The sequence below is a fragment of the Salinivibrio sp. ML323 genome (genome assembly GCF_001995745.1).
Lineage (GTDB): Bacteria > Pseudomonadota > Gammaproteobacteria > Enterobacterales > Vibrionaceae > Salinivibrio > Salinivibrio kushneri.
In genome coordinates this window covers 13,601-30,871 of sequence record NZ_MUES01000030.1, presented here as the reverse complement: position 1 = coordinate 30,871, position 17,271 = coordinate 13,601, and the positions used below count along the sequence as shown (strand labels likewise).

19 protein-coding genes are annotated in these 17,271 nt (G+C 51.5%); 3 read left to right on the top strand and 16 right to left on the bottom strand.

Going from position 1 to position 17,271, the window contains the following annotated elements; translation table 11 throughout:
• Positions 1-338: 338 nt before the first annotated feature.
• Together nadS and BZG13_RS13210 are read right to left on the bottom strand one after the other, a co-directional pair.
• A complete protein-coding gene (nadS, locus tag BZG13_RS13215) occupies positions 339-626 on the bottom strand; it encodes a NadS family protein (RefSeq protein ID WP_077486952.1) in 288 nt (95 codons plus the stop codon).
• Positions 623-958 (bottom strand): type II toxin-antitoxin system RelE/ParE family toxin, encoded by a 336-nt coding sequence (locus BZG13_RS13210; RefSeq protein WP_077486951.1) that lies wholly within the window; start codon positions 956-958, stop codon positions 623-625. Before BZG13_RS13210 ends, nadS begins: the two co-directional genes overlap by 4 nt.
• 583 nt (positions 959-1,541) lie before the next feature.
• Between BZG13_RS13210 and BZG13_RS15605 the strand changes: the two genes are divergently transcribed.
• From BZG13_RS15605 to BZG13_RS13190, 3 genes are all read left to right on the top strand, one after another.
• Positions 1,542-2,027: an REP-associated tyrosine transposase gene (locus BZG13_RS15605; protein WP_077486949.1), complete on the top strand. Its 486-nt coding sequence runs from the start codon at positions 1,542-1,544 to the stop codon at positions 2,025-2,027.
• 284 nt (positions 2,028-2,311) lie between these two features.
• The gene (locus BZG13_RS13195; protein WP_077486948.1) at positions 2,312-2,725 is read left to right on the top strand and encodes an HI0074 family nucleotidyltransferase substrate-binding subunit; all 414 of its coding nucleotides are present in this window, start codon (positions 2,312-2,314) and stop codon (positions 2,723-2,725) included.
• Entirely contained in the window at positions 2,715-3,035 is a 321-nt protein-coding gene (locus tag BZG13_RS13190) for a nucleotidyltransferase family protein (RefSeq protein WP_443216259.1), read from the top strand. The genes BZG13_RS13195 and BZG13_RS13190 overlap by 11 nt, the downstream gene beginning before the upstream one ends.
• Before the next feature lie 1,789 nt (positions 3,036-4,824).
• On the opposite strand, the gene nadA is transcribed toward BZG13_RS13190, so the two are convergent.
• The 14 genes from nadA to ruvA all read right to left on the bottom strand — a co-directional run bounded on the left by nadA (position 4,825) and on the right by ruvA (position 17,171).
• Positions 4,825-5,868, bottom strand: a complete 1,044-nt coding sequence (nadA, locus tag BZG13_RS13180; RefSeq protein ID WP_077486946.1) for a quinolinate synthase NadA — start codon at positions 5,866-5,868, stop codon at positions 4,825-4,827.
• A 376-nt stretch (positions 5,869-6,244) separates the two neighbouring features.
• Positions 6,245-6,976, bottom strand: coding sequence for a tol-pal system protein YbgF (ybgF, locus tag BZG13_RS13175; RefSeq protein WP_077486945.1), 732 nt, complete (start codon positions 6,974-6,976; stop codon positions 6,245-6,247).
• A gap of 34 nt (positions 6,977-7,010) precedes the next feature.
• Positions 7,011-7,529 carry a peptidoglycan-associated lipoprotein Pal gene (pal, locus tag BZG13_RS13170; RefSeq protein ID WP_069361240.1) on the bottom strand — a complete coding sequence of 173 codons (519 nt, stop codon included), beginning with the start codon at positions 7,527-7,529 and terminating at the stop codon, positions 7,011-7,013.
• A 50-nt stretch (positions 7,530-7,579) separates the two neighbouring features.
• Entirely contained in the window at positions 7,580-8,917 is a 1,338-nt protein-coding gene (tolB, locus tag BZG13_RS13165; protein WP_108743897.1) for a Tol-Pal system beta propeller repeat protein TolB, read from the bottom strand.
• A gap of 101 nt (positions 8,918-9,018) precedes the next feature.
• A complete protein-coding gene (gene tolA / locus BZG13_RS13160; RefSeq protein WP_077486944.1) occupies positions 9,019-10,074 on the bottom strand; it encodes a cell envelope integrity protein TolA in 1,056 nt (351 codons plus the stop codon).
• Between the two features lie 9 nt (positions 10,075-10,083).
• A complete protein-coding gene (gene tolR / locus BZG13_RS13155; RefSeq protein ID WP_077486943.1) occupies positions 10,084-10,530 on the bottom strand; it encodes a protein TolR in 447 nt (148 codons plus the stop codon).
• 3 nt (positions 10,531-10,533) lie between these two features.
• A complete protein-coding gene (tolQ, locus tag BZG13_RS13150) occupies positions 10,534-11,220 on the bottom strand; it encodes a protein TolQ (protein ID WP_069361239.1) in 687 nt (228 codons plus the stop codon).
• Positions 11,217-11,624 (bottom strand): tol-pal system-associated acyl-CoA thioesterase, encoded by a 408-nt coding sequence (gene ybgC / locus BZG13_RS13145; protein WP_077486954.1) that lies wholly within the window; start codon positions 11,622-11,624, stop codon positions 11,217-11,219. The genes tolQ and ybgC overlap by 4 nt, the downstream gene beginning before the upstream one ends.
• A 230-nt stretch (positions 11,625-11,854) precedes the next feature.
• Positions 11,855-12,151, bottom strand: coding sequence for a cyd operon YbgE family protein (locus tag BZG13_RS13140; protein WP_158074905.1), 297 nt, complete (start codon positions 12,149-12,151; stop codon positions 11,855-11,857).
• Positions 12,144-12,251: a cytochrome bd-I oxidase subunit CydX gene (gene cydX, locus BZG13_RS13135; protein WP_077486942.1), complete on the bottom strand. Its 108-nt coding sequence runs from the start codon at positions 12,249-12,251 to the stop codon at positions 12,144-12,146. Before cydX ends, BZG13_RS13140 begins: the two co-directional genes overlap by 8 nt.
• A gap of 15 nt (positions 12,252-12,266) precedes the next feature.
• On the bottom strand, positions 12,267-13,403 hold the full coding sequence (cydB, locus tag BZG13_RS13130) for a cytochrome d ubiquinol oxidase subunit II (protein WP_077459135.1): 1,137 nt from the start codon (positions 13,401-13,403) through the stop codon (positions 12,267-12,269).
• Positions 13,404-13,414: 11 nt separating this feature from the next.
• Positions 13,415-14,998, bottom strand: coding sequence for a cytochrome ubiquinol oxidase subunit I (gene cydA, locus BZG13_RS13125; RefSeq protein ID WP_176719629.1), 1,584 nt, complete (start codon positions 14,996-14,998; stop codon positions 13,415-13,417).
• 526 nt (positions 14,999-15,524) lie between these two features.
• Positions 15,525-16,538, bottom strand: a complete 1,014-nt coding sequence (ruvB, locus tag BZG13_RS13120) for a Holliday junction branch migration DNA helicase RuvB (protein ID WP_046075362.1) — start codon at positions 16,536-16,538, stop codon at positions 15,525-15,527.
• Between the two features lie 3 nt (positions 16,539-16,541).
• Entirely contained in the window at positions 16,542-17,171 is a 630-nt protein-coding gene (ruvA, locus tag BZG13_RS13115; RefSeq protein ID WP_077486941.1) for a Holliday junction branch migration protein RuvA, read from the bottom strand.
• Positions 17,172-17,271: the final 100 nt, after the last annotated feature.

The following is a 17,271-nucleotide window of genomic DNA, read 5'->3' as shown; positions in this document are numbered from 1 at the left end:
TACCCAACACCTTGCAGGGGCTTGTGTCACCTACGCCTGGTTTATATATCGGTGGTGCCATTGGCGACGATGACACAAGGCGTTAATATTTAACATCGATGGTGCCATTGGCGTAGGTGACACAAGCCCCTGCAAGGTGTTGGGTATGTGCACATTGCCAACTGGGCGCCTGTCACGTTCCGGGTTAATCGTTGGTCCCGGTGTCGGATGGCGCGCGGCCCACATCGTGATAATGATTGGCATTGTGCTGGCGCTTATGCCGACCTACGCCTGGTTTATATATCGGTGGTTCCATCCGACCTTGTATTTTTTTAGGTAATATAAACAACTTGCTGCCACTAATGAGCTTCTAATGCTTTGTAAAACTCAGGGTTATCTTTAATAGTGTGAAGCACCTTCGCCGCTAAGCCTGAGGGGTTACGACGCTTGTTTTCCCAGCTTTTTACTGTCTCTACGCTCACGCTCATCGCTTTGGCAAAATCAGAGCGAGATACATTCAGAATATCTTCACGAATAGCCTTAACGTCTTCAATGGCATAAGAAGTAACACGAGAGGGCTCCATGTTTTCTTTCTTGATTTCGACTGCCTCTTCAAGGGACATCTTTAGATCTGCAAAAATACTCATTTCCCATTACCTCGAAGTTGTTTAACGAGTTCTTTCAACTGCTTTTTCTCTTCATGTGTCAAAGTGTCTTGCGTTGCTTTAGCATACACATACACTAAATAAATGGTTTCAGCGTGAGCAAAATAATATAGGACCCTTAGACTCCCGCTCTTTCCTTGCCCTTTCTTGGCCATCCTGACTTTTCTGAGCCCACCTGTACCTTGAATCAGATCGCCCTTTTCGGGTTGAGCGATGAGTTCGCTCTGTAGCTCTTTCAACTCATCATCAGATGCGAGTGCAGTAATTAATCTGGTAAATGTTGGGGTCTCAATAAAATGGAGTGCGTGGCTCACGTTTGGAGCTCCTTATACCTTATAGTATGTGTACTAAGTACCCAATGTCAACATAGCCTAACGAAACGATGGGTACACAGTACACTAAGAATGTGTTCGTTGATGCACTGCGCCTGTTACGTTCGGCGCCAATTTTGGCCTCAATGTCGGATGGCGCGCGGCCGGCTTGGGTATTCATGACTGGCATGGTGCTGGCGCTTATGCCGACCTACGCCTGGTTTATATATCGATGATTCCATTGGCGTAGGTGACACAAGCCCCGGCAAGGTGTTGGGTATGTGCACATTGTCAACGGGCGCCTGTCACGATCGGTGCCAATTTTAACCACGATGTCGATGGCGCCGTGCAACGGGCGCGCGGCGGGAATCACGCCAAGCTTGTGCGATCGAGAAGGCGCTTATGCCGACCTACGCTTGGTTTGTATATCGGTGGTGCCATTGGCGACGGTGACACAAATCCCTGCACAACAAACACTTTCGATCTTGTTTCTCGGCTGAATTCTAATTTATTGTAATGAAACTTGATTCCTGCCTTGGGTTCGCGTCACTTGATCGTATGTGAAGGTGGCAAAAGAGAGCCTGGAATGCGGTATCGGAGAAATTATGCACATGGTGGCACGTATTTTTTTACGGTAAATCTACACGACAGAGAGATGCGATTGCTCACGGAGCATATAAGGTTACTGCGCTCAGCGGTGGCAACCGTCAAAGCGTCTCGCCCTTTCCAAATCGATGCTTGGGTCGTTTTACCTGATCATTTACACGCTATTTGGACACTTCCCGATAATGACTCAGATTATTCAACCAGGTGGCGCGAGATAAAGAAGCTATTTACTAAAAGTGTGTCCCGAATTGATAAGCGACTCGTTACAGGAAAAGGGATGGTATGGCAAGATCGGTTTTGGGAGCATACAATCAGGGATGAGCGAGATTTTAAGCATCATTTTGATTATGTGCATTTCAATCCGGTTAAACATGGTTGGGTTGAGCGCGTCGTTGATTGGCCGTATTCCTCATTTCATCGTGAAGTTAAAAGAGGGATTTATCATCCCTCGTGGAATTTGTGTTGAGCAATTATCGATGCAGAACGATAATTTAAATGCCGATGATACCATTGGCGTCAATGACACAAGTCTCTGCAAGATGTTGGATAAGTGCACCTTGTCAACGGGCCCCAGTCACGATCGACGCCAAATTTAACCGCCGATGTCGGATGGCGCGCGGCCCACATTGTGATACTTATTGGCACTGTGCTGGCGCTTATGCCGACCTACGCCTGGTTTGTATATCGGTGGTTGTATAGGCGTATGGCACAATTTGGGGATCGACTCCCTAACCCTGCAACGAGGTGAAAATGACGGATACACACCTAGAGCGCTGGCAACTTCGACTTCAAAACCTGATTAAAGCACAACGTCGGCTTGAAAACGCTTGCGGGCAAGAAAGCTATAATGAACTTGAGCTGGCAGGCCTCGTACAAACGTTTGAGTTTACTTTTGAGCTCATGTGGAAAACCTTAAAAGACTTATTAAGCTACGAAGGGTTTGATGTTGCATCGCCGCGCAGTGTCATTCGCACAGCGTTAGAAGCCAACCATCTGTCGTCGGATCAGTGTGAAACCTTGCTTGACGCGCTAGTAAAGCGAAACTTGCTTTCGCATACCTACGATGAAAAAAATGCCCTTGAGGCACAAAGACTGATCGTCAAACATTACGCACCTGTTATTGCCGAGATAATGCGTTATTTGGAGAATAAAAGTGGACAATAATGCCACGTTGATGATGGATATGGGGTTAAAACCGCATCAATTTCAACTGCTCCAGGATATGGTATTCAGCCACCCTGGCGTCCAACACGCCTGGATCTTTGGCTCTCGCGCAACCGGCACATTTAGAGGTAATTCCGATATCGACATCATGCTTGAGGGCAACGCATTAACATTCGATGATCTTGCAATAATACAAGATAAACTCGAGCAATCGACGCTTCCTTTCACCGTTGATATCGTACTCAAACATCAAACCCAATCGTCCGAGCTCATCACACGTATTCGCGAAGAAGCCAAGCAAGTAAAGTAATCCAAAGGCGCCAATTTTGACCACGATGTCGGAGGCGCCGTGCAACGGGCGCGCGGCGGAAATCACACCAAGCTTGTGCGATCGAGAAGGCGCTTATGCCGACCTACGCATACTTTAACGTCAATGATGCCATTCACGATCGGCGCCAATTTTGACCATGATGTCGGAGGCGCGCTTTGGCTTGGGTATTCATGATTAACACCGCACCGGCGCTTGTCCGACCTACGCCTGGTTTATATATCGATGAACCCATTGGCGACGATGACACAAGCCCCAGCTCGGTGTTGGATATGTGCACATTGCCAACGGGCGCCTGTCACGATCGGTGTCAAATTTGGCTTTCATGTCGGATGGCGCGCGGCGGAAATCACACCAAGCTTGTGCGATCGAGAAGGCGCTTATGCCGACCTACGCATACTTTAACGTCAATGATGGCATTCACGATCGGCGCCAATTTTGACCATGATGTCGGAGGCGCGCTTTGGCTTGGGTATTCATGATTAACACCGCACCGGCGCTTGTCCGACCTACGCATACTTTAACGTCAATGATGCCATTCACGATCGGCGCCAATTTTGACCACGATGTCGGAGGCGCGCTTTGGCTTGGGTATACACGATTCACACCGCTCCGGCGCTTGTCCGACCTACGCCTGGTTTATATATCGGTGGTGCCATTGGCGACGATGACACAAGCCCTTACGCGATGTTGGATATGTGCACATTGTCAACGGGCGCCTGTCACGATCGGTGCTAAATTTACCACCAATGTCGGATGGCGCGCGGCCCACATTGTGATACTTATTGGCACTGTGCTGGCGCTTATGCCGACCTACGCGTACTTTAACGGCAATGATACCATTCAAGATTGGCGCTAAACTTGGCTTTAATGTCCGATGGCGCCGTGCAACGGGCGCGCGGCATACATTGTGATAATTATTGGCATCGTGCTGGCGCTTATGCCGACCTACGCCTGGTTTATATATCGGTGGTGCCATTGGCGACGATGACACAAGGCGTTAATATTTAACATCGATGGTGCCATTGGCGTAGGTGACACAAGCCCTTACGCGATGTTGGATATGTGCACATTGTCAACGGGCGCCTGTCACGATCGACGCCAAATTTAACATCGGTGCCAAATTTGGCCACCAATGTCGGAGGCGCCGTGCAACGGGCGCGCTTTGGCTTGGGTATTCATGATTAACACCGCACCGGCGCTTGTCCGACCTACGCCTGGTTTATATATCGGTGGTGCCATTGGCGACGATGACACAAGGCGTTAATATTTAATCGATGGTGCCATTGGCGTAGGTGACACAAGCCCTTACGCGATGTTGGATATGTGCACATTGTCAACGGGCGCCTGTCACGATCGGCGCCAAATTTAACATCGGTGCCAATATTTGACCGCCGATGTCGGAGGCGCGCGGCACACATCGTGATAATGGTTGGCATTGTGCTGGCGCTTGTCCGACCTACGCCTGGTTTATATATCGATGATCCCATTGGTGTAGGTGACACAAGCCCCGGGATTTTGTTGGGTATGTGCACATTGCCAACGGGCGCTTGTTGCACTGCGCCATGCAATGGGCGCCTGTCACGATCGTTGCCAAATTTAACCATGATGTCGGAGGCGCGCGGCACACATCGTGATAATGGTTGGCATTGTGCTGGCGCTTGTCCGACCTACGCCTCGTTTATATATCGGTGGTGCCATTGGCGCTTATGCCGACCTACGCCTGGTTTATATATCGGTGGTGCCATTGGCGCTTGTCCTAGGAACCACTTTACCCCTTCATTTCAGCGGCGAAGTTGAGCATGCGGTTGAGTGGGATTAACGCTTTTTCGCGCACCTTGTCGTCAACGTGGATCTCATGCTCGTCGCCGCCGTTTTCAAGCGCGTTTTCAATCGCTTTGAGGCCGTTCATCGCCATCCATGGGCAATGGGCGCAGCTTCGACAGGTGGCGCCAGCGCCGGCGGTGGGGGCTTCGACAAGTTCTTTTTCCGGCACCATTTGCTGCATTTTATAAAAAATGCCTTTATCAGTGGCCACGATCAGCTTTTCATTCGGCAGCGTTTGCGCCGCTTTAATCAGCTGACTGGTTGAGCCGACCGCATCGGCCATTTTTACCACACTGGCTGGCGATTCTGGGTGAACGAGAATCGCGGCATCAGGATAAAGGTGTTTCATTTTTTCCAGCGCTTGGGCTGAGAATTCATCATGCACCACGCATTCGCCTTGCCATAAGACCATGTCAGCGCCCGTTTCTTTTTCGATGTAGGCGCCAAGGTGGCGATCTGGGGCCCAGATAATTGGCTTATCTTGGCTATCAAGGTGCTCGACAATCTCTAACGCGATGCTTGAGGTGACCACCCAATCGGCACGCGCTTTGACGGCGGCGGAAGTGTTGGCGTATACCACCACAGTATGATCCGGATGGGCATCACAAAACGCGGTAAATTCGTCCGCTGGGCAGCCTAAATCTAGCGAGCATTCCGCGTTAAGTGTCGGCATTAATACGGTTTTTTCCGGGGTGAGGATTTTAGCAGTCTCCCCCATAAAGCGTACACCGGCGACAATCAAGGTACTTGCCGAGTGTTGGTTGCCAAAGCGGGCCATTTCTAACGAGTCGGCGACACATCCGCCGGTTTCTTCCGCGAGGGCTTGGATCTCTGGATCCGTGTAATAGTGAGCAACAAGTACCGCGTCTTTTTGTTTTAATAGTTGTTTGATGCGTGCAACGTGTTGTTTTTTCTCTTCGTCACTCAGTGCCACAGGTTTCGGCGGAAAGGGGTAGACCCTTTGCGACGTTTCAATCACTTGGCTCATGGGATTACTCATGCTTACTTCCAGTCCGGGGCTTCCAGTCCGGGTAGTATAACGCGAGTGGGGGGAGAAACAAATTAGCACGAGGATCAGATAAGCGCCATGGCACGGGATCAATACCTCACCGGCGTTAAAGTACGCGTAGGCCGGACAAGCACCGGTGAGATGCGGACTACTGAATCAATGTCCGCGGCGTACCTCCGACATCAAAGCCAAAAATTAACCCCAATCGTGACAGGCGCCCGTTGGCGATGTGCGCCTATCCAACATCTCGCAGGGGCTTGTGTCACCTACGCCAATGGCATCATCGAAATTAAGTTTTAACGCGCCGTGTGTCATCGTCGCCAATGGAGCCATCGTCGCCGATGGCACCATCGTCCTACATCGCGTTTTTGGCTTGTTTGGCGCTGGTTGAGTCTGGGTAGGTATCAATCACTTGCTGGAAGTATTGATTGGCTTGGTCGCCGTTACCTTGTTTTTGTGCAATCAGACCCAGTTTCAGCAAGGCATCAGGGCGTTTGTTGGAGTCTTTAAACTCACTGACTGCCGTGAACTCTTGGCTGGCTTGTTCAAACTTACGTTTGGAGAAATAAAGCTGGCCGAGCCAATAGTGGGCATTGGCGGTGTAGACCGACTCTGGGTATTGTGAAAGAAACGCTTTAAATGCTTTGGTGGCCCCTTGGTAATCTTTCTCTTTTAAGATTAGATTAACGGCAGCTTCATAGGCTGCATTTTCAGTTTGATCCGCGGTGTAGTTCGCAGCTGACTTGTCTTCAGCCTTTTTTTCAGGCTCTGCAGGTGCTGCTTGCTTCGCCGTTCTTAGGGTATCGATTTCTCGATAGAGGTCGCGCTGACGCTCAACCATTTGTTGAATGTCATAGCTGTTGCGCTCAACGTTGCCACGTAAATTGCTCAGCTCTTGCGCCATTTGGTCAAGCTGGCGCTGCATATCCAGCTGCATTTGGTTACGTGCTTGGAGCATACGCTCTAAACGATCGACGGCGGTGCCGCCCGCCCCTACTTCTGTCACCGGAGCAGGTGTGGCAGCCACGGGGGCTGCCGCACTCACCAGTAACGCCAGCGCGAGGGTTCGCACAGAGTTACTGTTCATTGTCATATCCTTTATCCATTACCAAAAGGCTGGATTAGTATACCAATACCGCACGACGGTTTTTGGCGTAAGCTTCTTCGCTTTGGCCAAGTACCAACGGCTTCTCTTCGCCATAGCTCACGATAGAGATCTGGCTCGCCGGTACACCCAGCGCTTGCAGGTATTTAGAAACCGCTTCGGCACGACGCTCGCCCAGTGCGATGTTGTACTCAGGGGTACCGCGCTCGTCAGCGTGACCTTCTACGACCACTTCCATCGCTGGGTTAGCACGCAGGTAAGTCGCGTGGGCATCCAGCATGTCTTCGTATTGTGGCAGTACTGATGAGTCGTCAAAGTTGAAGTAAACGGTTTGCGACTGACGCAGCTCTTGGTTACGAATTTGTTGCTCTGTCATTGAGCCTTGGCCGTCAACAGGAGAAACAACGGTGGTGCCATTTTGGTTGGTTGATTGGCCAGAACCACTGCCTGTTGAGCTATCGTGTGAGCTACACGCAGCCAGAGTAAACATCGGCAGTGCCACCGCCAGACCTTTCAGTACTTTATTGATTTGCATTCTATTTTCCTTTTCTAGAAAGTTAGCGTACGTTGTTTAAAATTTAAAAACTACAGGTAAGGTGACCAGGCTGGTGCACGCACGCGCCCGTTGGTTGCCGGTAACCGCGCTTTAAAGCGGCCGTCTACAGAGACGAGTGACAACACATTCTTACGTCCATATACCGAGCTGTAAATCACCATGCTGCCATTTGGCGCAATGCTTGGCGACTCATCCAACAAGGTTTTGGTTAGGATTTGCACCGCCCCGCTGTTTAAGTCTTGCTTTGCAATGTTGTAGCCAGACGATGATTGATTGACCATAATCAAGTGACGGCCATCCGGTGTCAGTTGCCCACCCATGTTCTGGTTGCCTTGCCACGTGATCCGTCGGCTAGTTCCGTCGTCTAAATTTACGCGATAAATCTGTGGTTTGCCACCCCGGTCAGAGGTATAGATAAGCGAGTTACCATCAGGATCCCAAAATGGCTCGGTGCTGTTGGCGCGCCCGTGGGTAATTTGCGTCAATTTTTTGCTGTTCAAATCGAAGGTATACACCTGCAAGCTACCGGTTTTGGAGAGCACCAAGGCTAACTTGCTGCCATCAGGGGAAAACTGTGGCGATCCATTGTGACGCGGATAAGACGAAATCTTCTCGCGCTCACCGGTGTAAATATCCATGACAAAGATTTCGGCTTGGCCATTTTCAAAACTGACGTAGGCGAGCTTGCGGCCATCCGGTGACCAAGACGGTGACATCAAAGGCTGCTTGGAGCGCAGGATCAAACGCTCGTTGTAGCCGTCGTAATCCGATAACCGCAGCTGGTAGGGGTAGTCGTTTTCTTTATCAATCACCACATAAGCGATACGCGTTAAGAACGCGCCCTTTTCGCCGGTGAGCTGCTCATAAACAATATTGGAAATCCGGTGCGCATAGCGGCGTAAATCGCTCTCTTTGACTGTGGCGCGGTTATTCACCAGTAAGTGATCATCGGTTTGCACTAGCTTGCCATCGGCACCTAGGCCTTTACTGTCTCCGCCAGTGAGCTGGCCTCGAACGATATCAATCAGCTGATAATCAATTTGATAGCGACCGTCAGATGTGGGAGTAATGGTGCCTGTGACCACCGCATCTACCCCCAACGAGGTCCAGGCGTTGTAATCTACGTCAGTATCGCTATACGGGGTTTGCGGCATCTCGCTGACCGCCAGCGGGTTAAACTTACCGCTGCGGCGTAAATCAGAGCCGACTACGCCAGAAATATCTTCCGGCAATTCGCCTTGCCCTTTCCATTGAAACGGGATCACGCCAATCGGGCGCGCGGTATTCACCCCTTCGGTGATCACCAATTTCAGCGCAGCGTGTGCCGGTTGCGTCAGTATCGACAGACAGGCAAAAAGCATCACCATCGCGGCGATACGCCATGTTCGCAAACGATCCTGACTCTTGCTTGTCACACTCTTTGTGCCACCGCAGGGGCTCACTTCCATCATGTTTGGTATCCTGTCGTTTAGTTAGGTCTAACGGTCAACTCGATATCACGTAGTTTGGCAATAATATCGCCATCTTCCGGCATTGGAAACTGGGACACAGACGCCACCGCGGTCTTGGTCGCGCGGCACAGTCGCGTGTTGCCCGCCTTTTCTTCCACATTAAGTAGCAGGCCAGTGGGCGACAAGCGCATATTCACCACACACTCTTGGCCACTTAAGCCATCGTCAACGATAAGGCGTTGCTGGATCATCTGTGTAAAAATGGCGCCGTACCGCGCCACTTCGTCTTGAATAAATTGCCCGCGCGCGCTTTGCCGTTGGCTGGCTTCTGACTCAAGGCCTGAGAACAAATCGTTCAGCGCCGCCTCTTGCTCTTGTTGTCGTCGCTTTGCCTCCTGGGCTTTGCGCTCTGCTTCTTGGCGTGCTTGTTCGGCTTTGCGAGCCTCTTCTTCCGCTTTTTTACGTTCAGCAAGCTTGCGCTGTCGCTCAGCTTCGGCTTTTTTCGCTTCTTCCTCGGCTTTACGTTGCGCAGCGAGCTTTTCTTGCCGCGCTTTTTCCGCTTTCTCCGCCGCGAGTTCCGCTTTACGCTTCTCTTCTAATTTACGCTTACGTTCGCGTTCGGCCCGCTCGGCTTTTTGCTTGGCAATACGCGCTTGCTCTTCCGCTTTGGCCTGTTGCTCGGCAATCCGCTTTTGCTCTTCCCGTGCTTGGCGCTCAGCTTCTAGCTTTTGCCGCTTCACGTCGCGAAGGCGCTGCTCTTCTTGCTCACGCTGCTGCTCAAGGCGTTTCGCTTGCTGCTCTAACCGTTTGAGTCGCTCCGCTTCTTCACGCTTTGCCTGGTTACGTTGCTCACGAATTTTCTTCGCCTGTGCATTGACCACGGCCGGATCAATCACGGTAGCTTCAATGGAGCGCCCAGCTTTCGGGGTTGGCTTGGCGTCTGAGGTGAAATCTGCCCCCCATAACAGCACAATCACTAACACCAGATGCAACACGGCTGATATCGCCAGCGCGGGTATCAGCGAGTCTTTGCCTGACTTTTGGTGGGTTGGTTTATCGTTTGGCTCGTTCATCACCCTCACCTACGACTCGTACGGCTCGGTCATTAAGCCCACTGACGACACGCCAGCTTGGTTTAATGCATCAAGCGTTAGGATGATTTCTGAATAAGGCACCCGGCCATCACCGCCCACTAACACCGGCGATTTGGGGTTTAGCTGCAGCTCAGCTTTAACGCGCACCAGAGTTTCTTCCAAGCTCAAACCGCGCGTCATATCGCCATTATTGACACTGAGTCCGAGTTGCCCGTCTTTATCCACTTCCACAATGATAAAGGCGCCGCTGTCTTCCTCTTCTGCTAGCTCTGCCGCGGTTTTCGCTTGTGCCGTTTGTGGCAGATCCACATCCACGCCCTGAGTCACGAAGGGGGCGGTCACCATAAAAATAATCAGCAGTACCAGCATCACATCAATGTAGGGGACGACATTGATTTCCGCCGTCATCTTGCGCCGCTTAGGTTGATACGCCATGGATTACTCCTGGGTTGCCGCAAACGCTTGACGATGAAGAATGCTAGAGAACTCTTCCATAAAGTTCATGTAGTTGTGCTCAAGTTTGCCCACTTTAGCCGTCAGACGGTTGTACGCCATGACCGCTGGGATCGCAGCGAACAGACCCATTGCGGTCGCCACCAAGGCTTCAGCAATCCCGGGCGCTACCATCGCCAGCGTGGCCTGCTTTACCGCGCCCAAAGCGATAAAGGCGTGCATAATGCCCCAAACGGTGCCAAATAGGCCGATGTAGGGACTGATTGAGCCCACGGTGGCCAAAAACGGCAGATGGGTTTCCAGCTCTTCCACCTGCTTTGATAGCGACACACGCATCGCCCGCGAGGTGCCTTCCATCACCGCTTCAGGCACTTTGTCATTGCTGCGATGCAAACGCGCGAATTCTTTAAAGCCGGCGTAAAAAATCTTCTCGCTGCCGGTCAAATTGTCTTTGCGCGCTTGCACTTCTTGGAATAGTTGAGAAAGATCGATCCCGGACCAAAATCTGTCTTCAAACCGTTCCGCTTTGCTAAACGCTTGCTGCATGACCTTGGAGCGCTTGATGATCATCGCCCAAGACACCACTGACATACCCAGTAATATCAGCATCACTCCCTTGACAAGCAAACTTGCTTGCAAAAACAGGTCGAGAATGGAAAGTTCAGCGGTCACGTCATCATCTCCGATTTAATCTGTGTTGGAATCGATTTGGGTTTCATGGTTGTTGGGTCGACACAGGCTATCTTAACCGTCGCCGCACACAATGCTTTTTGATCAGAATTCACCAAGCTTTGACAAAACGTCATGCTGGCGCGCCCCATGGCTGACACTGTAGTGACAACCTCCAGCGCGTCATCAAGCCGAGCGCCATGGTGAAAATCAATGTCCATATGGCGTACCACAAAGGCCGTATGCTCGGCAAAGAGCGCTTGTTGATTGACACCGATCTCACGCAACAGTTCAGTGCGTGCCCGCTCAAAGTAATTGAGGTAATTGGCGTGGTAAACCACTCCCCCGGCGTCCGTGTCTTCATAATACACACGGATGGGCCAGCGAAACGCCGTTGATTCTGTCATGTCTTTACCCATGATCGGTTTTCGATAGGCAATTACTATACCTAAGTTGTGGATGTATAGAAATGCCGAGACCGCGCGGCTGGCGGATTGGTCGCCCATCAAGCGGTCGAGAAGTGATGTGCTGCAAAAAACGCGCAATTACTCACGCTAGAGTGATGAAAAAAGCACCACTCGGGTGCTTTTGTCATTCATTTGTCACTTTGCACTTGCTCACCGAGCGGTTGACTCAACTAGCGCAGCCACATCAAGGCGAGCAAAAGAAGGGAGACGCCCCACCCCAATGGCGGCCAGGTGAGCCATCGGCTCCACTTGCCTTGCGCGGTGAAACCGACGGCATGGATCACCCCGACGCAGGTCGCGTAGAGCAGCCCCACGCCCATCGGAAACGTCACCCCACCCATGCGCTGAGCAAAGGCTTCTGGCGCCCACATCACTTGGCCGCCCCAGCACAGGGCACTGGCCAATGAGAGCAGCCGCCAAAGGCCAGAAAAGTGCTGGCCTAAGGGCGCAGGTTGGCGCTCACTCATTGTTGTGATCCATCGCTTCGGTGTGCTCCAACCATAAGGCATTGATAATGCCAAAGGCGCATGCCAGCAGCACACCAAGAATCCACGTGAAATACCACATATGCAAGCTCCTTAATCAGTACAGTGAATGGGTGTTGTCTTCAATATATTGCGCGTCTAGACGACCAAACATCTTAATGTAGCACCACAGGGTGTAAGCCAAGATAATCGGCACAAACACCGCGGCGACAATCGTCATAATTGACAAGGTCAGCTCGCTAGAGGTGGCATCCCACATGGTCAAGCTGTGGCCGGGGAAAGTGCTCGATGGCATCACAAACGGGAACATTGCGATCCCCGCGGTCAAAATCACGCCCGCCACGGCTAAACTCGAGAACAAGAAGGCCCAGCCGCCACGCTCAAGACGCGACGCCAGCAGTGCCAATAAAGGCATCACCGCACCGACCAGAGGTGCTAACCAGAGGATTGGCATCGCTTGATAGTTACGCATCCAAGCCCCGCTTTGCAGTGCGACCTCTTTTGCCAGTGGGTTAGACGCCGCTTGATTCGCCGCATCACTGACCACCACAAAACCATCCATATTTTGTACCCAGAAGCCTGCCGCCACAAAGAGGACTGTGGTAAGCAGTGCACAGAGCTGAGCCACATTACGTGCACGTACATGCAGCGCATCGGTGGTTTTCAGTTGCAGCCAGGTTGCCCCTTGCAACACCACCATAAACAGGCTCACCAATCCACACACCAGTGCGAAGGGATTAAGCAGCGCAAAAAAGCCGCCTGTGTAGGTTGGGATCAAAAGATCGCTAAGCTGGAACGGCACCCCTTGTAGGAGATTACCAAAGGCGACCCCGAAAATGACCGGTGGCACAAAGCCGCCCAGCACCAGGCCCCAATCCCACGCGGTACGCCAGCGTGGATCATCGATTTTTGAGCGATAGTCAAAGCCCATAGGACGGAAAAACAGCGCCGCCAGCGTGACCACCATCGCGATATAAAAACCAGAAAAGGAAACCGCATACACCAACGGCCAAGCAGCAAAGAGCGCCCCGCCAGCAGTCACTAACCAGACTTGGTTACCTTCCCAGTGAGGGGCAACAGCATTAATCATCACCCGACGTTCGCTGTCGGTTTTGCCGATCAGGGTAAGCAAAGCGCCCACCCCCATATCAAAGCCATCGGTGACGGTAAAGCCAATCAGTAACACGCCTATCAGCACCCACCAGATCAGGCGTAACATTTCATAATCAAACATGCTCTCTCTCCTTATGCTTCAATCTGGCGGCTGAAATCCGCTTCTGGATTGCCTTTTTGTTCAAAGTGGTAGCGGCCAGTTTTCAGGCTGCTGGGCCCAAGGCGGGCAAACTTGAACATCAGATAAAGCTCGGCGACGAGGAAAACGGTGTAGAGCGAGCAAATCGCCACCATCGAGAAAATAATATCGCCAGCGGCCAGGTTAGACGCCGCAACATGCACAGGGAGGATTTCCCCCACCGCCCAAGGCTGACGGCCATACTCGGCAACAAACCAACCGGCTTCGCACGCGATCCACGGCAGCGGAATACCAATCAGCGCAAGCTTCAGTAGCCAGGGTTTTTCATCGATACGCTGACGGCAGGTTTGCCAGAACGCCATGCCAAAAATAAACAGCATCGCAAAGCCACAGGCTACCATAATCCTGAAGCTCCAGAACAAAGGCGCCACTTGCGGAATAGAGTCTTGCGCCGCTTGCTGAATTTGCCCTTCCGTCGCATCCACCACCTTATCGGTGTACGGTTTAAGGAGCAGGCCATAACCGAGATCGTTTTTCACTTCATTGAACGCGGCTTTGGTTTCCGGTGATTTCTCGCCGGCACGCAGTTTTTCCAACAACGCATACGCCTGCATACCGTTGCGGATACGAGTCTCGTGCTCAGCGATCAAATCGGTTAAGCCTGTCACTTCTTTATCCAGTGAGCGCGTGGCAATGATCCCCATCGCATAAGGGATTTTGATCGCATAATCGGTCTGCATGGTTTCTTGATTCGGCAGCCCCACCACGGTGAACGCCGCTGGCGCTTCCTCGGTGTGCCATTCGGCCTCAATCGCTGCCAGTTTGACCTTCTGCACATCGCCCAGCTCGTACCCGGACTCATCACCTAAGATGATTACCGACAAAATAGCCGCCATGCCAAACGAGGCGGCAATCGCAAACGAGCGGCGGGCAAAGGCAATATCACGGCCTTTGAGCAGGTAGTAGGCACTGATACCAAGGATGAACATCGCCCCTGTGGTATAGCCAGCAGCAACGGTGTGAACAAACTTCACCTGTGCCACGGGGTTAAAGACCACGTCGGCAAAGCTCACCATCTCCATACGCATGGTTTCAAAGTTAAACTCTGAACCCACGGGGTTTTGCATCCAGCCGTTGGCGACCAAAATCCATAGCGCGGAAAAGTTAGAGCCTAATGCCACCAGCCAGGTGGTGACCAAGTGTTGACGCTTACTGAGACGATCCCAACCAAAGAAGAACAGGCCCACAAAAGTGGATTCAAGGAAGAAGGCCATCAGCCCTTCAATGGCAAGCGGGGCCCCAAAAATATCCCCGACATAGTGGGAATAGTAGGCCCAGTTGGTTCCGAATTGAAACTCCATGGTGAGACCAGTGGCCACCCCAAGCGCAAAGTTAATTCCAAACAGCTTGCCCCAAAACTTGGTCATGTCTTTGTAGATTTGCTTGTCGGTCATCACGTATAACGATTCCATGATGGCCAGCAAAAATGCCATGCCCAGAGTTAAAGGAACAAACAGGAAGTGATACATCGCGGTCAGCGCAAACTGCAGCCGCGATAAATCGACGATATCGGTAATCATGGTCACTCCTTTACACCGTTTTCGGTGCCGATACTGGCGTATCGCTCGTTTTACTCTCTCACCCAACACGGCAGTCAAAACAACTGGCTGGCGCGGGGAAAGCTACACACTTCTTAATTGACTGCTTGCATGTTACACAGTTGAAACACCAAGGTTATTATATAGTTAAATTTTATCTAATTAAGGTATAACTAATATTATAGGTACAACATTGGGGTGTTAATCGCGTTTTGCTCGGTTTGTCGACTCGGCTGCAAAAACAATAAGGCAAACCAACCAAGATACAAAACTGTGATTAACCGCGAAGAAACTGGGTGAGACGGCGGCATTAACGGAAGCCACTTCTCATTGTCTCGTCACCAGCAACCGCTAGCAGATGGGGTTACGATAAGGGTTCACGTGCTACATAACCTTAATCTAGATCAAAAAACCCCATTGGTTGGCGGTCAATGGGGCTGTTTTAGCAAAAAACGTCTTGATCTTGATTAAAGTTTGCGAGGATTTTCCGCTCAGTCTTAGCCGACTAGGTTTTCGGCAAATCAAAGCCAAAGTGCAAATAGGCACGCTGGCTGGCAATCCGGCCACGTGGTGTGCGTTGCAGGTAGCCTTGTTGAATCAAATAAGGCTCAATCACATCTTCGATGGTGTCTTTCTCTTCGCCAATCGCCGCCGCTAAGTTATCAAGCCCCACCGGCCCGCCATCGAACTTCTCAATAATGGCATTGAGTAGCTTGCGATCCATGTAGTCAAACCCTTGGCTGTCGACATCGAGCATATCGAGCGCGCGTTGGGCTATGTCAGCACTGATATCTCCCGTGCCTTTTACTTCGGCATAATCTCGCACACGGCGGAGCAAGCGGTTGGCAATGCGTGGCGTACCACGAGAACGACGCGCCACTTCCATCGCCCCTTCCTCGTCGGTTGATAATGCCAAGCAATGGGCGCTGCGTTTCACGATACCGGTTAGATCGCCCACGCTGTAATACTCTAAACGCTGAGTAATACCAAACCGGTCACGCAAGGGCGATGTCAGCGAGCCGGCGCGGGTGGTAGCTCCAATCAGGGTAAACGGCGGTAAATCGATTTTGATTGAGCGCGCGGCAGGCCCTTCACCAATCATAATATCTAGCTGATAGTCTTCCATCGCCGGGTATAAGACTTCTTCTACCACTGGGCTTAAGCGATGGATTTCATCAATAAATAATACATCATGAGGCTCAAGGTTGGTGAGCAAGGCGGCCAGATCGCCGGCTTTTTCTAATACAGGGCCTGACGTAGTGCGAATATTGACGTCCATTTCATTGGCCACAATATTCGCCAAGGTGGTTTTACCCAGACCTGGCGGGCCAAAAATCAACAAGTGATCGAGCGCTTCTTGGCGTTTGCGCGCAGCATGGATAAAGATTTCCATTTGATCACGGACGTGATTTTGCCCCTGATAGTCTTCCAATAACTTAGGACGAATCGCGCGGTCGATCACCTCTTCTTCCCGATCAGGGGTGGTTTGCGCCGAGATTAAACGATCAGCTTCTATCATGGGTTACACCATTGAACGCAGCGCGTGACGGATCACGTCTTCGCTGCTCATGTCATCAGTTGCAATTTGTTTAACCACTTTCTCCGCCTGCGCCGCTTTATAACCCAGTGCGACTAAGGCGCTTACCGCCTCATCCGCGGCAGACGAAATCGTGGTTGGCGCTGCGCGCAGGGCTGCGCCTTCAGCCGTCGCGGCATCCGTGTGCGGGGTAAAGAGATCGAACGCTTCCCAGTTTTTAAGCCGGTCACGCATTTCAACCACCAAACGTTCCGCGGTCTTCTTGCCCACGCCAGGGATTTTCACCAAGGTCGAGACATCATTGTGCTCGACACTGTCGACAAAGTGGTTAGCCGTCATCCCCGATAAAATCGCTAACCCCAGTTTAGGTCCCACGCCATTGGCCTTGATCACTTCCCGAAACAGCGCTCGCTCTCGTTTACCGCTAAAACCATAGAGAAGTTGCGCATCTTCACGCGCCACAAAATGGGTGTACACGGTGGCAGTTTCGCCCACCTCCGGCAATTGATACAAGCAGTTCATCGGCATGCTCACTTCATAGCCGACGCCGTTCACATCGATCAAAATCTCAGGAGGTTGCTTTTCTATCAGGGTTCCCTGTAATCGGCCTATCACAATCGATTCTCTGTTTGTTACTTTGCCCCCAAGGATAAAGAATAACTGGATCTATATCCAGTCGGATTGAGGGGGATACGGAAAAGCCTATCGTGCCAGC

Coding starts and splice junctions, on each gene's coding strand:
- ruvB (WP_046075362.1), bottom strand. CDS start 16,538: ATGATAGAAGCTGATCGTTTAATCTCGGCGCAAACCACCCCTGATCGG.
- BZG13_RS13140 (WP_158074905.1), bottom strand. CDS start 12,151: ATGAGTGAGCGCCAACCTGCGCCCTTAGGCCAGCACTTTTCTGGCCTT.
- cydX (WP_077486942.1), bottom strand. CDS start 12,251: ATGTGGTATTTCACGTGGATTCTTGGTGTGCTGCTGGCATGCGCCTTT.
- tolR (WP_077486943.1), bottom strand. CDS start 10,530: ATGGCGTATCAACCTAAGCGGCGCAAGATGACGGCGGAAATCAATGTC.
- nadA (WP_077486946.1), bottom strand. CDS start 5,868: ATGAGCCAAGTGATTGAAACGTCGCAAAGGGTCTACCCCTTTCCGCCG.
- tolB (WP_108743897.1), bottom strand. CDS start 8,917: ATGGTGATGCTTTTTGCCTGTCTGTCGATACTGACGCAACCGGCACAC.
- ybgC (WP_077486954.1), bottom strand. CDS start 11,624: ATGACAGAATCAACGGCGTTTCGCTGGCCCATCCGTGTGTATTATGAA.
- cydB (WP_077459135.1), bottom strand. CDS start 13,403: ATGTTTGATTATGAAATGTTACGCCTGATCTGGTGGGTGCTGATAGGC.
- BZG13_RS13195 (WP_077486948.1), top strand. CDS start 2,312: ATGACGGATACACACCTAGAGCGCTGGCAACTTCGACTTCAAAACCTG.
- BZG13_RS15605 (WP_077486949.1), top strand. CDS start 1,542: ATGCGGTATCGGAGAAATTATGCACATGGTGGCACGTATTTTTTTACG.
- ybgF (WP_077486945.1), bottom strand. CDS start 6,976: ATGAACAGTAACTCTGTGCGAACCCTCGCGCTGGCGTTACTGGTGAGT.
- pal (WP_069361240.1), bottom strand. CDS start 7,529: ATGCAAATCAATAAAGTACTGAAAGGTCTGGCGGTGGCACTGCCGATG.
- nadS (WP_077486952.1), bottom strand. CDS start 626: ATGAGTATTTTTGCAGATCTAAAGATGTCCCTTGAAGAGGCAGTCGAA.
- tolA (WP_077486944.1), bottom strand. CDS start 10,074: ATGAACGAGCCAAACGATAAACCAACCCACCAAAAGTCAGGCAAAGAC.